Source organism: Paenibacillus tyrphae (assembly GCF_027925525.1).
In the GTDB taxonomy this organism is placed as follows: domain Bacteria; phylum Bacillota; class Bacilli; order Paenibacillales; family NBRC-103111; genus Paenibacillus_G; species Paenibacillus_G tyrfis_B.
Genome location: NZ_BSDJ01000031.1, coordinates 51,417 through 68,241 on the forward strand (window position 1 = coordinate 51,417; position 16,825 = coordinate 68,241).

Below are 16,825 nucleotides of genomic sequence, written 5' to 3' on the forward strand. Positions count from 1 at the left end.
AGAAACGATAACTGCTCATTCGGGCGATTTTATGTTGCTCCCTTTTACGCCCATGCAAAGTATCGCCCTAAAAATAAGGCTTTGCATGAGACTGGCCAATCCGGCAATCGCGAATTGCCATCCGTACCAACTCCCTCGTTCTAACTTACGATTAGTATAAACAAAACGAATGTCTGTAGCAAGAACAAGGCTTCATTCCATTCCCTTCGATACCAAAAAGGATGCCTTCACCTCATGTGAACGACATCCTTTACCGCTTTAAGGAGTTAAGCTCTTCACTTTATCCAGGTTTTGAGTGACCTGGTTCAGCGTGTCAATGAACTGGGAATTTTCGATCGCCTTCCAGTCGATAGCACCGTTATTGATCTTCTCCAGATAACCGTTAATCTCCTTCGTCAGCGTTTCGTTATAGCCGACCAGTTGCCCATGTACGTCTTTGGCAAAATCGGGGGCTTGAAGCGCATTGAATTTTGCAATCCGCTCCTTCATACCGGTCAATTCATTCTTCAATGCCGTTCTGGCTTCGGGATCGGTGACCGCCTGCCTGGCAAGCGTCGGCAATTGTTTCGCAAACCGCGAAGTATCATCGATGAAGTTGGTGGCTTCCTCCACGTAGTTTAATGAATGATTTACTTTGTCGATGATTCCGCAGCCTGACAACAGACCAACCGCGAGCACAAGCAAAAACACGATTTTCAATTTCATCCTCCGGACCTCCGACTTTTTACAAGGTAATACTGATCTAAGCCGGCTCCGGTTTCAAAAAAACTATAAGGACAGCGGTTCCTGAACCGGCTGTTCGCCTTTTCCGGGGAGGGTTCGAATGATCGTCCATGGCTTTCTCGCAACAATGAACGCCACCGCCAGCAAAGCAAGCGCAACGAAAACGCCAGACTCTCCCGTCCACAGCAAGGCCGAATCCCCTTTGGTAAACAGGTCAAAGACGTTCTGGGTAATGGCATTCCATGAGGCATGCAGGAAGACGGCCGGCCAAATACTTCCCGATGTCAAACGGAGATACGCCATCACATACCCGAAGGACGTGACCGTGACCATGAAAAGCAAGATGGACAAAAGAAGAAACGGACCGGCGTAATACACTCCGGCTACCATGAGCGGCAGATGCCACACGCCCCATACCAATCCGCTGACGAGAACAGGCCGGGGAACCCGGGCATCCATCAGGCGTGTGAGCATGTAGCCGCGCCACCCCACTTCCTCGCCAAAGCTTCCAATCAAGCCTCGAATCGTTCCGAGGGTTACATTTGCGAGCAAGAAGAATATGAATAGAACGATGGGAGAAGCGGTTAAATAAGTGGCAGGCGCGGCAAATTGCGCAAGTCCGGACATCCATGCTATGCCATAGGCCGCCAGATCGACCGCTATCGGCAGGAGAAGCACGATCGGTATGAATTTGAGAGTACGTCTTCCTCCCAGGCGGAGGGAAATGTCGGCAAAACCCTCGCGCAACAGCAAACGCGCTAGCAACGACGCCAAAGAGGGCGTCCACATCAGAAAAAGTACCCATTTACCGTCATGGAGAGTCAGCCAGTAACCCACACATGAAAGAGGGATGAGCAAAGCAAAAAAGACCATGAGCCCGCGTCGGGCAGACTGCACGCGATGATGTGTTGTCTCGCAATTTGAGGTTGTCATGATTGAACACTCCTTATCGTCACGGCTTCCACATGAGAATCAGACAATAGTTACATTTATGTAATTTTAATCCTTATTATAACACCGTCTCTCATCAAAACAACGGCCTGAAGTCTAGCCCCGAACTAGGGTGTGTTTTCAAACTATTCGAAAACCCGATGCTCTGGTATCTTAATAATCCAGCATGCGTCCATGATCATGCCATTGACCGTACATTTTATTTTCTCTAGTGTTTGTTATGAATTTGTCTAATCTGCTCCTAAATAATTCCGGCTGATTTTTAACGCTTTGTATCGTATCGATCCGAACTCTTGTATAAAGAGCTGGAAATGCCATAAAATTCTCATATACTTGCTTTTCCTCTTTTAGCCTTCGCTCTATAGCCCCATCTATTTTAAAAGAATCGTAGTCCATATCAGGAAGCACCTTTCTTCCTTCTTCCCTCATTAACCCCAACTTTTCGAGGCGGCGGACACGTTCTTTATTCAATTCAGTCCATGAACTTTTTTTGCTTCTAGGAGATAGTCTCTGCGCCAGCTCCGTTTCAGACATTTTCTTTTTGATTCCATCGATCCATCCAAAGCACAGAGATTCTTCGACCGCGTCCAAATATAGCAACGTTTCTGGATTTGGCGTCATACGAACGACTACCCAACAAGATTTTTCAGTCTTACAATTTTCCTGTAGCCAGACCCTCAACTCTTCTCTCGATTTTACTGGAATTAGATTTTCAATTTCCATAGATAAAACACATTCTCCTTTCCAGATATGGAGAGTCATTGTAAAAAGGTCGACTTCTCCGTTCTCGGAAATATCGACCTTTTTATATCGTCAAAATACTCTTTCGACGTCAGAAATTAAATGGATTCCGCAGGTTCTTGATACCAAAAAAGTGAATAATCGTTCATTGTGGATGCATGGCCCAGTTGGCGCAGCATGGTCGAAATATTGCCTCGGTGGTAGGTACCGTGGTTGACCGTTTGCAGCACAATTTCCGATAATCGAGTGTTGCGTGTTCCGGCGTACGGATTCTCGAGCATAATCATTTGCTCCAAGTCGTCTTGGTTTCGGAACCATGCTCTGTACTCCTCCGCTAATTCACTAAAGGCATTCGCGAAGTCATCGACAGAGTACCGAAGTATTTTTTGTTGAAGCCCAAGGCACTCTTCCAGCGCCTTGGGCATACTGGTACCTTTCAGAACCTGAAGCCAGCACTTGTCGATCGCATAGATATGCGCGAACGCTTCGCCAATGGTGGGAAACGAGGTGTTTACTTCTTGTTGCAGCACCGAGGACGGGAGCTCCTTGATGCGTCCCAAGAGGGTTTGGGTAGCCCATGCGTGGTAATCGAACATTTGTACGGGATGATTCATTTGGATCGTCTCCTTTTGACTTGTCATGGATTTGATTTTGTTCCTGCAGTTATAATAAAAAAAGATGTATGACAACAGTCTGTCATACATCTGCATAAAGTTTGAGCGCATTTTGAAGCTGTTCTTTTACGATGCGACGCAGTGCAGGGGGTTCGAGAACTTCGGCGCCGCTGCCAAAACTCAGCAAAATTGTCCAAAGCCAGCGTGCTTTCAATGGCTGATAAACAGGAATTCGGAGCGTCATGCTCCCATCGTCATGAAATTGCTTATCAGCCTGGTGAAACTGATCCATCACTTCCGCCAATGCCTCCGGCCACACCCGGATCACCACATCCTCCAACTGATCTTGCCATCCCTTGTTTGGCAAAGCAGCCTCTTCCGGCACCTCATGATGCGGCTCGAAAGTTTCCTGAGTCAGGAACAAATTCAACATCCGGGATAGTCGGAACTCCCGATAATCCCGTCGTGTTCGGCAAAACCCATAAACGTACCAATTGCGATATTTAAAATGAAGCCGCAGCGGTTCCATATCACGGGTCGTACGTTCATTCTTTACATTGATATATTCAAAGCGGACGATATTTCGCCGGGTAATGGCCGTGCGTAAATGACGAAGCGCGTCGGGCTCCGTGCGACGGGTTTCCAAGTCCACGAATAGACTCGTGGTCCGATGCTCCGGTCCGATCGTCTGCAGTCGTTCGATGGTCCCCTGCGCACGCTCGTCTTCAAACACGGTGGAGAGGCTTCTGAGCACGGTAATCAGGGAATTGACATCGTAAGAACCGAGCAGGCTTTTATCCATTTTGTATCCGTCCATCATGCCATATCCGCCTTTCGTTCCCTGATACGATACGACCGGGAAGCCCGCAGCGCAGATCACATCGATATCCCGATAGATGGTTCTTTGCGAAACTTGAAACTCTTCAGCCAGCATGGAAGCAGACAAAACTTCGTGATTCAGCAGCTTGTAGATGATGGAGATCAATCGTTCCAATTTCATGTGCATCCCCGCCCGTTAGTCCATTTCGTATTACTGCTCATTATTGTATCACACATTTTTTCTTGCTTATCTTGACCAAGCGGAGGAACTCACTTCGCCTGACGCGCCGAACTCTCAGTAGACAAAAAGAGCCGGCCATCCCATGGGACGCCGGCTCTTCGATGCTTCATTGTTCCAGCCCGGAATAAGTCCCGTACGGCAAGCTCTCGCTCTCCTCGATAAACGAGACGATACGGTCTATGCTCGATAACGACTCGATCGACAGGTCCTCCTCATCGAATGCTACTTGAAACTCCTGCTCCAGCCAGGCGATCAACCGGACCACCGTAACGGAATCCAACACGCCCTGAGGGCCAAGCAGCCGCGCAGACCGCTCCACTTCCGTCGTGCCGAGCAATTGAGCTACGATTGCCGTAACCTTCCGTTCCATTTCTTCTCGATTCATCCTAAGGTTCTCCCTTCCCCTTGCTTAAAATGTCCCGTTTTTACGGTGATCCAATCCGGTGCGCAATACGCGAACGGCAACGGCAGCGCATAGATCGAATCACGCTCCCGCTTCTCCTTCCGGATAAACCCCAGCAGTTGCAAAAGCATCAGCGCTGGCCGGTTGCGGCCTGTGGCCCGGTAGCTGCATACCGCTTCAAGCATCGCCGGATGCTCCTGCTGCGCCAGCTTCAGCACCGTCCCGAGAAACGCGGTTCCAATGCCGCGCCCTTCGATGCGGCAAGAGATGCAGAACAACCGGATGTCCAGCCGCTCCTTCTCATAGTCCAGCATAGCTGCCCCGACAATGCCGTGGTCGCCGAACCGGTCCTTCAGCTCCGTAACATAAAGCCCTTTCGCCGGCGATTCCAGATAAGAGCTGACGACGTCCTCCGACATCCGCTCCGTGAAATTATTGAATTGATTCGTTCTCGCAGCCAGCTCGAAAGCCCGATCAAGATCCTCCTCGCGTGCAGTGCGTACCTCCAGCTCCATGAAGCAGGAACGCAGAAAGTCTTCCCGCGTTCCGGCAAAGCGCTGCTCCGCCGTTGTCCGCTCCAGACGGGAAAGCATCATCTCGCGGCGTTTCCCTGCCTCCCGCGTCAGCTTCCCGGCTCGGAACTCGGGGTATCCGACCAGCTCCAGCGCCTCATGCGCGCCGTAAACGGTCAATTCCGGCAGATACGTTCCCGCCTCGTAGCGTTCGAACGGATTGTCGTCGATGAACGCTACCGCATCCAGCCCGATATTCAGCTCGCTTGCGATCCGCCGGATTCCTTCCGCTTTCGTCCCCCAACCGATCTGGGGATACAGAAAATAACGGCCGATGTCTAGTTCCTCCAATTTCGCCATCGCCAGATCGTGATCGTTGCGACTCGCTACGCTCTGCAAAATGCCGCGCCCATCCAACCGCTCCAGCACCTCGCGAATGCCGGGACGCAGCACTACTTCTTCGTCGTCGGCCAGCGTTCCATGCCATAACGTTTCGTCCAAATCCCATATCAGACATTTGATCATGCTACCTGTCCTCCGCAGCCCTAAGCTTCCTGATCCTGCACCTTGTACTCCATCGTCAGATGGGTCGGCGCGAAGCCGTAATTTTTATACAGCACGCGCATGGGCAGGTTGCCGACGTGCACATGCCCGACGATGCGCCGGGCTTTCTGCCTGCCGGCAAAATCCATTCCCGCCTCGAACAAGGCCGTCACCGCCTCCGTACCGCGGCATGATTCGGCAGCGTAGAAGCTTTTGAACTGGATATAGTTTTCTTTCGTCACGAAATTTTCTTTGAGCGTCATCCAGAGCCAGCCGGCCACCCGGCCGTCCAGCTCCAGAACGAGCATGCCTTCCTGTTCGCGAGGTATCGCTTTTTCCAGCTTGCGCCGGTGGAATTCCAGATCGGTTACCGCCTCGCTGCCAAACGAAATGACGGATATTTCCTTCTCAAATTCGGCCACCGCGGCCAAATCGTTCTGCTCTATCGGTCGGATATGCATCTTGTCTTCCTCTCCTCTTAAGTTCATGATTCGCCGTAAGTTTGTTTATACGCTCTTTTTTTCGATCAATTGAAAAGTATCGTTCTTACAGCGGGGACACCCTTGATTTTTGAGCTGCTCGATCGTAGGCACATCGCTTTGGAAGCCAACGTAAACCGCCTCCCCGCACTGCTGGCAGCGGTAAGTGCGCAGCGTCCGCTTGACTTCACCCGTGTACAGCGCATCTTCGAAAGCGCCGGCGTATTCGGAACGCGTCTGCTCCGTTGTCTTCAGCACGATCATTTGGCTCCGATTCGCGATCATTTCCGCACCTTCGTACTCGTTAAAGCGCGGGAACGTGGCGCTGACCATGAGCCCCATCCGCACAAACTCCCGCTGCATCGCCAGCATGAACTCCGGAGACTTATGGGCGAAAGACAAGAAGATCGGCGCCCCTTTCCTCTTTTTCAAGCCGCTGATGCCGCGGGAAAGGAACAGTGTCATGCCCTGCAGCGTATAAGGCGGATCGGTGAAGAAGCAGTCGTATTGTCCCTGCCATTCCTCGGCCAGCGGCAGCCGCAAATCCCAGCGGCGGCATTGGATAGGCAGCCCCTCCCTTGCTGCAGTCTCGCCGATATAGCCCAGGAACCGCTCGTCGATATCGACAACGTCGATCCTCGTTCTCGAATGCGTTCCCTCCGCCTCCGGGAAGAGCGTCCGGAGTAAAAAGCCTAGCGACACGCTGACCAGATCGTCGTCGCCAATGCAGAGCACGCGCTTTCCGATCAACGCCTGCTGCTTCAAGCACAGGACGGCGCGCCGCAGACTTGTCTCCGCAGTGCATTTCGATTGATCGATCCGGACGTCCACCTGCGGCCGCAAGCGAAAAATTTCCTGTAGCTCGCTCAGCACGCCGGCCAGATCGGACTTCCAGTCCGCATCGCTTGCCGTCAATTTCAGGTACAGGCTCTTGTTTATTCCGCCGTACCCCAGCTCTTGCTCAATCCACGCCGTTCCCGCCCTGCTGCAGCGCGTCCCGTTCTCTTGCATCAGCGCGCCCGCTTTGACGAGCTCTTTCTTGATAGCCGCGGCTACGGGAACGGGCAGCAGCGTCTTGCGCGCCAGCTCCTTGGTCGAGATGCCCGGGCTGAAATAACATTCCAGCAAAAGCTGCTCGATGACGGCGGAACCTTCTTCCAAACGGACATTCGCGCTGATTTCATCCAAATAATTTTTCATTTCGATCACTCCTCCGATTTGGTCTCGATAGTAACGCCCGGTGTGTGCTTGCGGCCCATCAACTTGCGTTTTTTGCGATTCTCTTTCGTCTCGAACACGATGTCCAGATCGTAATTGTCCGGGTACAGCTCCTTGCTCTCGATGTGAAGCTTCAGCCGCTTTTGGTTGATTTTGAACTTCTGGTTCTGGATCATCACCCCGACATTGCCCCGGGCATCCTCAGTTTCAAACACAATGCCAGTACGGCCCAAATAAGCGATATACACGCAATCGCCGAGCTGGAAAATTCCGGGTCCCTCCTCAGGAATCGGCTGAGCGGTGTCCTCCGGCTCCTTCTCCGAATGTGGCAGAGGCTCAGGCTCCGTTGTCGTTTCTTCCTGCAGGTCCGTGTTCGCCCCAGAGGCTTCGTTCGGCTCCGACTCAGACCCGGCGGCCTGTGTCCCCTGCGGCAAGCTTTCCGGCAAGCCGCGCGCGGTAATTTCGCGGGACCGCTCAATAAGGCCGGCAGGCAGCCCCAGCTTCAACGCGATCAGGAAGGCGTAGCTCTGGCCCGCTTCCCCGATCCGCAGCCGGTACAGCGGCTGAAGCGTGTCCGTATCGAACTCCATGCGGGCATTCTCGAACCCCGGCGTCACGTCGGCGAAATTTTTGATTTCCGTAAAATGGGTCGTCGCCACAACGGTCGCTCCTCTTCGGTGCAGTTCTTCCAGAATGGCCACCGACAAGCCGACGCCTTCCCCCGGATCGGTCCCGGAAGCCATTTCATCGATCAGAATGAGCGTCGAGCGGTCGGCAAATTGCAGCATCTCATTGACGTTCCGAATATGCGCGGAGAAGGTGCTGAGCGCATGCTCGATGCTTTGTCCGTCCCCGATATCGACGGCGAGATGGTTGAATACGGAAAGCAGGCTTCCTTCCCGAGCCGGAATCAATAAGCCCGACTGCGCCATGACGGTCAGCAGACCGACCGTTTTCAGCGTTAGGGTTTTGCCTCCGGTATTCGGTCCCGTAATAATCAGCGACTTATACCGCCGTCCTATGACGAAGTTCAACGGAACCATCGGCCGGTTCAACAGCGGATGCTTCGCTTCGCGCAGGTCAATGATCCCTTGGTCGTTCAGCTCCACATTGAAGCCTCCGATAGCCAGAGCGTATTTGGCCTTGGCAAATATGAAATCGTAGGTGCCCACCGCCTCAATGTTCGTCAGAAGCTGTTGATCGCAGCTTTCCGCCAGTGCGGTCAAATCGCTCAATACTTTCAGCTCCTCCCGCGCTTCCTCCGCTTTCAGCCCCGTAAGCTCGAATTGAATCGTCATGACCTCGGCAGGCTCGATATAGACCGTTTGGCCGCTTGCCGACTCGTCGAGCACCGTTCCCTTCACCAGCTTGCGGTGCTCTTTCTTGACCGGCAACACATACCGTCCGTTGCGCGTGCTGAGGACATGCTCCTGCAAAATGGAGCGGTGGCGGCTCATCAACGAGTCCAGCTTGCTCTTCAGACGCTCCTCGAATACGGCCAGCCGCTTGCGGACTTTCATGAGTTCCTTGCTGGCGGAGTCGTGAACCTGCCCGTGACGGATACACCGTTCGATCTCCGATTTCAGCGCATCCATCGAATACATGGAAGCTGCGTAAGAGCTAATGTGAGGGGCTATCCCGCTTTTCGCGGCCATATACCTCATGAGCTGCGCGCAGCTGGTCAGAAATTGGTGCATGTGCATGAAGTCCTTCTCACTGAACACGTAACCCGTTCCCAGCAGGTCCAAAATATTTTCCATGCCTTCCAGCGAAGGAATCGGAACGCTGGCGCCGTGCTGGAGCAAGGACTTCGCTTCCGCCGTCTCGTCCAGCTTCGCCCGTACGACGGACTTCGCCGTTATCGGAAGCAGCTCGTCAATCTGCCGCTTGCCCAGATACGATACGGCATATTCCGCCAAGGCTTCTTTGATTTTGCCGTATTCCAATCGTTGCAATGCTTTTTCATTCATGGGTGATCTCTCCTTGTAAGAAAATAAAAAAAGGGCAGAGAATGAACGTACGTCATTCTCTGCCCTTTTGTGACCATGCCTAATTAAAAGCGCCCGATAAAACAGAAAATCCGCGCTGAACTCAGCACGGATGATAGGCGCAATGAATAGGCATGTACCTATGGCATTGTATGATATCCGTTGTTCTTAACTAATTCCAAGGTAACCGTAAACCCATGAAAAAATAAACCTTGCTTAACAGCAAAATTTGCCCATGAATTTCCAGAAACCTCATTATGGAATTTGATTAGTTAAGAACGACCACCGACATCAAAATCTCTCCTTAGGTAACAATTATTTCTACTGTACCTTACTTCCCTAGTGAATGTCAAGTGCTGTAAAATTTCGCTGCTCGTTTTGGTGGATTCAAGCCGGTTGATGCCAGCCGTACCTCAACCGTCATGCCCCGAACTGTGCCCGGTGCAAGCGGCTGTATGCGCCCTCCGCAGCAAGCAGCTGCTCGTGATTGCCCTGCTCGGCAATGCCTTGGTCCGCGACCACCACGATCCGGTCGGCGTTCTTTATCGTCGCCAGCCGATGGGCAATAATCAGCGTCGTCCGGCCTTCCGACAGCTCGGCCAGCGCCTGCTGAATCGCCGCCTCCGTCTCCGTATCGAGCGCCGATGTCGCTTCGTCAAGTATGAGGATCGGCGGATTTTTCAGGAACATGCGGGCAATCGAGAGCCGCTGCTTTTGCCCGCCGGACAGCTTCACCCCGCGCTCGCCGATCAGTGTATCGAGCCCCTCGGGCTGGGACAAGATCAACTCTTCCAGCTGCGCCCGGCGCGCGGCCTCCCAGATTTGCTCATCCGTCGCTCCCAACTTGCCGTACGCAATATTTTCGCGGATCGTCCCATCAAACAGGAACACGTCCTGCTGCACGATACCGATGTGCGAGCGCAGCGATTGCAGCATCATCTGCCGGATGTCGATGCCGTCTATCGTGATGCTTCCTTCGTCGACCTCGTAGAACCGTGGCAGGAGGCTGCACAAGGTTGTCTTGCCCGCGCCGGACGGGCCGACAAGCGCTACGGTTTCCCCCGCTCGCACGTTGAGATGAACGTCCTGCAGCACCTTCTCCTTGTTCTCGTAGCCGAACTTCACGCCGCTGAAACGGATATTCCCCTTCAGATGCTCGACCTGGCGCGCATCCGGCGCATCGTCTACATCCGGGGCGGTCTCCAGCAGCTCAAGATACCGTTTGAAGCCCGCAATGCCTTTCGGATACGTCTCGATCACCGAGTTGATCTTCTGAATCGGCCCGAGGAAGACGTTGGACAGCATGACGAAAGCGATGAACTCCCCGTACGTCATTTTTTGCTGGATCACAAACCAAGTGCCGCAGACGAGTACGAACAACGAAACGAGCTTCATCAAAATATAGCTCAGCGACGAATTCCACGCCATGATCCGGTAGGTCAGCAGCTTGGTCATCCGAAACCGGATGTTGTTCTCCGCGAAGCGGGCGATTTCATGCTTCTCGTTGGAAAACGCCTGCACGACGCGAATGCCGCTGATATTGTTTTCGACCCTGGCATTGTAGTCCGCGATGTCGGCGAACATGCGCTTGAAGGCGCGCGACATTTTTTGGCTGAAATACAGGGACAAGTAAATCATCAGCGGGATGATAATAAAAGTCAGCACCGCGAGCTGCCAGTTGATGTTCAGCATAATTCCGAAGGCTCCGGCCAGCGTCATGACGGCAATGAACAAGTCTTCGGGGCCATGGTGGGCGATCTCCCCGATGTCCATCAAGTCGTTGGTCATCCGGGAGACGAGATGCCCGGTCTTGTTGTTGTCGAAGAAGCGGAACGACAGCTTCTGCACATGATCGAACAGCTTCTTACGCATATCCGTTTCGATGTTGATGCCCAGCATGTGCCCCCAATACGTAACCACGTAGTGCAGCGCAGCGCTGACCGCATAAATGCCGAGCAAGCCGACGCAGCCCCACAAAATCCACTCCCATTTTCCGCTTGGCAGCAGATCGTCCACCACCCGGTTGACGGCGATCGGAAAAGCCAGCTCCAGCAGCGCCGCGATAATTGCGCAGGAGAAGTCCAGCAGAAATAGCCCTTTATATGGTTGATAATAAGCAAAAAAACGGCGGAGCATAGGCAACCCTCTCTCTCTATCGATACTTTTTTCGTCGGGACAAATGAGATTGATTCTCATTACCACACCTCATTGTAGGCGGCTTACCTAGAGATGGCAATGGACAAACGCGACGTTTTTTTTGTACAAATTGAAAGGGGTTGGCCGAAGTTTTTGTACAAAATGAAGCGGCCGTTTTTCGTTTGTCCATTGAGTGCCGAACAGGTTCCTTATATGATGGTCTCTGAACGATAATGAGAATCATTATCTATCACTATTACACCCTGTCGAAGGAAGGTAAGCTCATGAAAGCGGCAAGAAAAGTCATTCATCTGTTCGTCATCATGTTTAGCTTAGGATCACTGCTGGTTATGGCGGCATGCGGCGCACCAACCGCAGCTCCTCCCGCTTCGGCCGGGCAAACCGCAGACTCGGCCGAAGCCAAAGCGCCCGCTACACGCAAGTACACAGATTACAAAGGCAACGAAGTGCAAATTCCCGTGCAACCGCAACGCGTTATTTTTGCGGGAGAGACATTCGGCGATTTGCTGGTTCTTGGAGTCGACGCCGTCGGTGCACAGTTGTCTTCGATCAAAGATCACGTCTTCGAAAACCGGGTGAAGCCTATCGCAGATGTCGGCTTCCCGATCAATCTGGAAAAGGTGCTGGAGCTGAAGCCTGATTTGATTCTTGTGGCCAGCACCGACGCGAAGCAATACGAGCAGCTTTCCAAAGTCGCTCCTACCGTCATGTTCGATACGTTCGCCCCGCTGGACGAGCGTATTGCGCTGCTGGGGGATTTGCTCGGAAAGCAGCAGCAGGCCAAGCAGTGGCTTGCCGATTTCAACGCCAAGGCGGAGGCCATGTGGAAGCAGCTCCGGGCGGACGGCATGAAAGACGGAGAAACCGCCTCGGTGTTTACGTATTATCCCGGCGACCGGCTGTTTGTCATGGCGCGCGCCGGGCTTCCGCAAATGCTGTATCATCCAAACGGCTTCAAGCCTACCCCGATGATTCAGGAAATGCTGAACGGCAGCCAAGGGTTCAAGCATATCTCGCCGGAGCTTCTGCCGCAGTACGCCGGAGACCGGATTTTCATTCTCATTCCGGCCGCAGGTCTGGAAGACGCACGCAAATCGACAGACGAATTGATGAAAAGCCGCATTTGGCTCGATCTGCCTGCCGTCAAGAACGGCCGCGTCTACTCGATCGATATTTCAAAATCCGACAGCGACGCCTCGACGAGGGAATGGATGCTGGAGGAGCTGCCTAGAATGCTTCGGAAATAAGATTACCGATTTATGCGGGAGGTTCCCGGAAGCTTTTCAAGCTGTCATTGAAAAGCTTCTTTGTTTTTTATACAATAGACGTTAATTGATAATAATTATCATTCTCATTTTATGAAGGAGGAATGAACGATTGGGCTGCGAATCGGCAAACGCCTCTCCCCTGCGCTCCCTGCTATTTCACCTCTCGGATATCGAGCGAATCCATCAGCCGGTCGGATGGAAATCCGGGACACAAGCGGCCGCTCACCATACGATGCTGATCATCACTGCCGGACAAGGCCGCTTGGAGGCGGACGATAGCCGCTATCACTTCACTCCCGACAGGTGCTTTTTATTCGCTCCCGGCGCTTCGTATCAACTGGAGAACGAATATGACGACGCGCTCCGCTTCTACAAGATCACGTTCACGGCCGTTCGCCTTGGAAGCACTTCGCACGAAACGTTTGCCGGGGAGCTTTTTCCGGAGCGCCGCGAGCTGACCGCGTATCCGTTCTCCCGGCTTGTCCGGCTAACGGAAGAACTGTACGCCGGCCGGCCCGATCCGTGCGATATCGCTTGGTTCAAACAGCAGCTGCGGTTTCAGGAGCTGCTGGGCTTTGTCATCGAGCACAATCTCCATTCGGAGCAGCCGCTCAGTCCGACGCAGGCGGTCGAAAGCACGGTCCGTTACATACAGAACCATTACATGGATAACATCACCGTCAAGCAGTTGGCTCGTCTGGCGCAAGTGCCGCATTGGCAGTACACCCCGATTTTCCAGGAGCTGACCGGCAGGAAGCCGCTCGATTATTTGACCGAGTTGCGGATTAACCGCTCCAAGCAATTGCTGCTCGCTTCGACAGCCCCTTTAAGGGAAATTGCCCAGCAAGTCGGCTTTCGGGACGAGTACTATTTCAACCGGCGCTTTCGTCAAACGACAGGCATCACCCCGAAGCAGTATGCCCGTCTGGCGAGCCGCACCGTACTGGTCAGGGATTGGACCGGGCGCGAGGTCGAAATTCCCGAGCAGCCGGAGCGGATCATTTATTACGGGGAAACGTTCGGTGACCTGCTGGCGCTAGGCATTAAAGCGATCGGCGGCGGCATTTCTTTTTATAAGCAATCTTTATTCAAGAACAAGCTGCAGGACGTGCACGACGTTGGATTTCCGATGAAGACGGACGTCCTTGCGGCGCTGAAGCCGGATTTAATCATCTTGGCCAGCTCCGACGAAGCGCTGTATGCCCGCATTGCGAAGATCGCTCCCACGCTGACGTTTAATTCGTTTGCGCCGCTCGATCATCGTCTGCAGACGCTCGGCCGCTGGCTCGGAAAAACGCGCGAAGCGGAGCGGTGGCTGAAAGCCTACAACGCCAAAGCAGCCGCCATGTGGCAGCAGCTTCGCTCCACCATCGAACCAGGAGAAACGGCCTCCGTGTTTATCTACGATCATGGCAAGCGCTTATTCGTTATGGGAGCCGTCGGTCTTTCGTCGGCGCTTTATCACCCTTACGGCTTTCGGCCTGCCGGTCACATTCAGGAAGTGCTGAATGCGGGCCAAGGGTTTTCGGAAATAGCCGAAGCCAGCCTGCCCGCATATGCCGGGGACCGTATTTTCATGCTGCTTCCCTCAAGCCCGGAGTCGGAACAAGCGGCGAAGAAGCTGATGCGCAGCCCACTTTGGCGCAGTCTGCCCGCCGTTCGTAACGGCCGCGTCCATCTGGTGGATGCCGCGCAATGGAACTTCGGCGACGCCTTCACCAGAGCGAAGCTGCTTGAAGTGCTGCCCCGGTGGCTTAACAAAACCTCGTAGGATCAGCTCGACCGACGCAAGTGGGGTACCGGTGCCGAGCATATGAAACAAAAAGCGGCGGTCCGGAGCCGAAAATCTAGCTCCAAACTGCCGCTTCCTAATTATTGTGCTCTCGCCGTGTGGTTGATGATCGCGTCGATCATCCGCTCCCAATCGTCACGGTGAAGCTCGTGCCCGGTCCCTTCCAGCGTGAGCAGAACGGCTCCCGGAATTTGGTTCGCAAGTGCCACCCCATGCTCGTAAGGCAGAATCGGATCTTCCGTTCCGTGAATGACTAGTGCCGGAGCTTCGATCTCGTGAACCCGGGCGATATCCGATTCCCCGCCTGTCAACAAGCCGTGATTGAACATGCTGGACAAGCGGCTCGCCCTCCTGACTTCTTGGATAGCCAGACGTCTGATTCTCTCCTCATCACACGGATGCTTGGAGCCTTTTAAGATTTTCCATTTTTCTACAGTCTGATCGACGGCCGCCTGCTCGTTCTTCAGATCCACATTGGCCGTAGCCGCAAAGAAGGCTTCCACCTTTTCCTCCATTGGCGGCAAACCTGGCGCGAAGGCCGACGTCATTACCAGCGTAGCGGTCAGCACTTTTTGCGGGTGCCGCACTGCCGCAAGCATCGTAAGCAGCCCGCCGAGCGACATGCCAACAAAGTGCGCCTGCGATATCCCGTACCCGTCGAGAACGCGAACCGTATCGTCCGCCATATCTTCCAAGGTATATTCCGGGCACCCCGGTTCATACGTCGTCGAACGCCCGACATCGCGGTTATCGTAGCGGATCACATACCTTCCCCGTTCCGCGAGACGCTGGCAAAACTCGTCCTCCCACCAAATCATCGATGCGGTGGCTCCCATAATCAATAAAATGGCCGGGTCGTTTGGATTTCCGAAGCTTTCGGCACACAATTCAATTCCGTCTATTCTCAGCATCTGTTCGCTCATAGTCTGATTCCTCCCAAAATTTAAAAATAAAAACACAGGCTGCTGCCTGTGCCAGGAGTCATCGGAAAAGGACGTACGTATCCTCTCAAGAAGATCCTTCCCCGTTTCGACGTACGTCAAATCAGGGCAGTCTTCAACGAAAAGATTACTGGCCTTAGTATTACAATTTGCGGGCATGACAAAAAGAGGGCCGATTCGTCCCTCCCTCTTATAGCCATATAGCGTATAACTAAACAGGGTTACCCGTATATGTAGGCAGACCAATCCCGATCACTCTGTACACAGACAGAGCCTTTGAGCACTATTCAATTAGTGAACCCAAGTATGCCGGAATTGGAATTGTCTAACATACGTAACCCTCCGTTCTGCTAAATTTAGCCTATCGTAACACAGCATTCAAGTTTTTGCAACATCTCTGGCATAGTCGCTTGGATTCACGCCATACGTCTTCTTGAATAAGGCGGCAAAATGGCTGAAGTTATTGTAGCCCACCAGAGACGCGGCTTGACTGACATTCAGCGAGCCGTTCTCCAGCAGCAGCCTGGCTTTCTCCATCCGCTGCCGGCGGACGAATTCGAAGACGGTCATCCCGAACACTTCCTTAAAGCCGATCTTCAGTTTGTAGTCGTTGAGGCTGATTTTGCGCGATAAGGCAAGAAGGCTTGGCGGATGAGCCAGCGTCTGCAGCAAAATATCTCTGGCGCTGTAGATCTTGTTGATATCTTCCGTTTTCAAGCTGAAGCTTTTCCTCACCCGGCTGTCGTTCGCTTCGTAAATAAACGACGCGAGCAGTTCGAGGCACTTCCCTTCCAGAAAAAGCCGCTTGGTCGAGCCGCCGTAAGGGCAGCTCCGCAGCTGCTGCACCAGAACTTGAAGCTTGGGGCCGATCAAGTCTTCAAAGCAGAAGAAGGGCTTCTCCATCCTGACACCGAGTTCTTGAAAAAGAGGCTGCCAAAGCCGGGCGTCCATGCGCAGCTCCGCATGCACGATCCGTTTATTTTTCCTGTGCTCCGCATGGATACGGATATCGTTGAAATAAACAAGCTGCGCGGAGCCGGACTCGCTCGATATTTCTCCCCGCTGCCCTTCCGCAGACCAGCAGCCGCTCCCTTCGATATTCAGCGCAAGTTCCAGATGCGGATACCGAACGCCCATGTCGAAGGTCACGTCCTCCCGCCAGATCATATCGCTCAACTGCAGCTCCATGCCGTCCCGAAGCCGGATGAAGCTAAATTGCCCTTCGCCGTATTCCGACGCGAGCGTACCTTTCTGCTCATATGGCTCCGTCTGCGGATCGATGTTTAAATAGCTGCACACGCTCGGCGTCATCTCGTTAAGCTCGGCAAACTCGGCCTGAATGTTCATCGGTCCCCCCTGGCGAATCTCTACAATGCACTAGATCGCACTTGTGTATATGATATTGATAATCATTTTCATTAAGAATCAGTATATC

Annotated in this window: 15 protein-coding genes; 2 read left to right on the plus strand and 13 right to left on the minus strand. The window is 53.2% G+C overall.

The window, feature by feature from the left end:
- Positions 1-258: 258 nt before the first annotated feature.
- The 11 genes from QMG93_RS27785 to QMG93_RS27835 form a co-directional block, all read right to left on the minus strand.
- Entirely contained in the window at positions 259-705 is a 447-nt protein-coding gene (locus QMG93_RS27785; protein ID WP_281942345.1) for a DUF6376 family protein, read from the minus strand.
- A gap of 63 nt (positions 706-768) precedes the next feature.
- On the minus strand, positions 769-1,497 hold the full coding sequence (locus tag QMG93_RS27790; RefSeq protein WP_281942347.1) for a CPBP family intramembrane glutamic endopeptidase: 729 nt from the start codon (positions 1,495-1,497) through the stop codon (positions 769-771).
- A gap of 330 nt (positions 1,498-1,827) precedes the next feature.
- Positions 1,828-2,397 carry a YdeI/OmpD-associated family protein gene (locus QMG93_RS27795; RefSeq protein WP_281942348.1) on the minus strand — a complete coding sequence of 190 codons (570 nt, stop codon included), beginning with the start codon at positions 2,395-2,397 and terminating at the stop codon, positions 1,828-1,830.
- A 116-nt stretch (positions 2,398-2,513) separates the two neighbouring features.
- Complete coding sequence (locus QMG93_RS27800) at positions 2,514-3,029, minus strand: DinB family protein (RefSeq protein ID WP_281942350.1); 516 nt, start codon at positions 3,027-3,029, stop codon at positions 2,514-2,516.
- 82 nt (positions 3,030-3,111) lie between these two features.
- Positions 3,112-4,029, minus strand: a complete 918-nt coding sequence (locus QMG93_RS27805) for a helix-turn-helix transcriptional regulator (protein WP_281942352.1) — start codon at positions 4,027-4,029, stop codon at positions 3,112-3,114.
- A gap of 166 nt (positions 4,030-4,195) precedes the next feature.
- The gene (locus QMG93_RS27810) at positions 4,196-4,474 is read right to left on the minus strand and encodes an acyl carrier protein (RefSeq protein ID WP_281942354.1); all 279 of its coding nucleotides are present in this window, start codon (positions 4,472-4,474) and stop codon (positions 4,196-4,198) included.
- A complete protein-coding gene (locus QMG93_RS27815) occupies positions 4,471-5,529 on the minus strand; it encodes an HAD-IIIC family phosphatase (protein ID WP_281942356.1) in 1,059 nt (352 codons plus the stop codon). Before QMG93_RS27815 ends, QMG93_RS27810 begins: the two co-directional genes overlap by 4 nt.
- A gap of 20 nt (positions 5,530-5,549) precedes the next feature.
- A complete protein-coding gene (locus QMG93_RS27820; protein WP_281942358.1) occupies positions 5,550-6,008 on the minus strand; it encodes a GNAT family N-acetyltransferase in 459 nt (152 codons plus the stop codon).
- Positions 6,009-6,053: 45 nt separating this feature from the next.
- The gene (locus QMG93_RS27825) at positions 6,054-7,226 is read right to left on the minus strand and encodes a bis-aminopropyl spermidine synthase family protein (RefSeq protein ID WP_281942360.1); all 1,173 of its coding nucleotides are present in this window, start codon (positions 7,224-7,226) and stop codon (positions 6,054-6,056) included.
- Positions 7,227-7,231: 5 nt separating this feature from the next.
- Positions 7,232-9,214 (minus strand): endonuclease MutS2, encoded by a 1,983-nt coding sequence (locus QMG93_RS27830; protein WP_281942362.1) that lies wholly within the window; start codon positions 9,212-9,214, stop codon positions 7,232-7,234.
- Positions 9,215-9,652: 438 nt separating this feature from the next.
- Positions 9,653-11,368 carry an ABC transporter ATP-binding protein gene (locus QMG93_RS27835; protein WP_281942363.1) on the minus strand — a complete coding sequence of 572 codons (1,716 nt, stop codon included), beginning with the start codon at positions 11,366-11,368 and terminating at the stop codon, positions 9,653-9,655.
- A 284-nt stretch (positions 11,369-11,652) separates the two neighbouring features.
- On the opposite strand from QMG93_RS27835, the gene QMG93_RS27840 reads away from it, so the two are divergent.
- Positions 11,653-12,636, plus strand: a complete 984-nt coding sequence (locus QMG93_RS27840; RefSeq protein WP_281942366.1) for an ABC transporter substrate-binding protein — start codon at positions 11,653-11,655, stop codon at positions 12,634-12,636.
- A gap of 130 nt (positions 12,637-12,766) precedes the next feature.
- Positions 12,767-14,428 (plus strand): ABC transporter substrate-binding protein, encoded by a 1,662-nt coding sequence (locus QMG93_RS27845; protein WP_281942368.1) that lies wholly within the window; start codon positions 12,767-12,769, stop codon positions 14,426-14,428.
- A 101-nt stretch (positions 14,429-14,529) separates the two neighbouring features.
- Here the strand turns inward: QMG93_RS27845 and QMG93_RS27850 are convergent, their stop codons facing one another.
- Together QMG93_RS27850 and QMG93_RS27855 are read right to left on the minus strand one after the other, a co-directional pair.
- Positions 14,530-15,372 (minus strand): alpha/beta fold hydrolase, encoded by an 843-nt coding sequence (locus tag QMG93_RS27850; RefSeq protein ID WP_281942370.1) that lies wholly within the window; start codon positions 15,370-15,372, stop codon positions 14,530-14,532.
- 396 nt (positions 15,373-15,768) lie between these two features.
- Positions 15,769-16,737: a helix-turn-helix transcriptional regulator gene (locus QMG93_RS27855; RefSeq protein WP_281942372.1), complete on the minus strand. Its 969-nt coding sequence runs from the start codon at positions 16,735-16,737 to the stop codon at positions 15,769-15,771.
- Positions 16,738-16,825 lie beyond the last annotated feature (88 nt).